This window comes from Actinoplanes aureus, from assembly GCF_015704865.1.
In the GTDB taxonomy this organism is placed as follows: domain Bacteria; phylum Actinomycetota; class Actinomycetes; order Mycobacteriales; family Micromonosporaceae; genus Actinoplanes; species Actinoplanes aureus.
Map to the genome: position 1 here is coordinate 1 of NZ_JADQTO010000101.1, position 993 is coordinate 993.

General features: G+C 73.5%; 1 protein-coding gene. It reads right to left on the reverse strand.

Features of this window, described 5'->3' with window-relative positions; genetic code table 11:
• On the reverse strand, window positions 1-993 hold a 993-nt coding region (locus tag I4J89_RS49105; RefSeq protein ID WP_196421104.1), incomplete at both ends, for an acyltransferase domain-containing protein.

A 993-nucleotide genomic window follows, 5' to 3' on the forward strand; every position in this document is an offset into this window, starting at 1 on the left:
CGCTCGTACCGGATCCCGGCCGCCACCTCGCCGAACTCGGCCAGCATCGGCTCCATCGCTGCCGAGTGGAACGCGTGCGAGACGTTCAACCGGCGCACCCGCCGGCCCCGCGCCCCCCACGTGGCCGCGACCTCCTCGATCAACGCCTCCGGCCCGGAGATCACCACCGAGTCCGGGCCGTTCACCGCCGCCACCGGCAGATCCGCGACCTCGGCCTCAGAGGCCTCCACGGCCAGCATCGCGCCGCCCGCCGGCAGCGCCTGCATCAACCGGCCCCGCGCCGCCACCAGGCGGCACGCGTCCGCCAGCGACATCACCCCGGCCACATGCGCCGCAGCCAGCTCACCGATCGAATGACCGAGCAGGAAGTCCGGCCGCACCCCCCACGACTCCCACAGCCGGCACATCGCCACCTCAAACGCGAACAACCCCTTCTGCGCCGCCTCAGTGCCCTCACCACCGGCACCCATCAGAGTCAGGGCCTGGTCCCAGACCTCAGCGAACACCGGGAACGCCGCCGCCAGCTCCCGACCCATCCCGGCCCGCTGCGCGCCCTGGCCGGTAAAGAGGAAGGCGGTCCGGTGCCGTCCGGCGGTGCCGCGCAGCACGCCGGGCGACGCGCGGCCCGCGACCAAAGCCGCGAGTCCTTCGCGCAACTCGTCGCGGTCGCGGCCGAGCACGGCGGCCCGTTCGGGGAGCGCGGCCCGGCCGGTCGCCAGGGTGTACGCGACACCTCGATCCGCCACATGCGGCAACAGACGGGCCGCTTGGGCACGCAACGCCGCCTCCGAATGCCCCGACAACAACCACGGCACCGGAAGCCCACCGTCTTCCGGCTCGGGAACTGGCAAGGGCGACTCCTCGATCACCACATGCGCGTTGGTCCCGCTCACCCCGAACGACGACACCCCCGCCCGCCGAGGCCGCTCCCCCCGCTCCCACGGCACCGGCTCGGTCAACAACCGCACCGCACCCGCCGACCAGTCCACATGC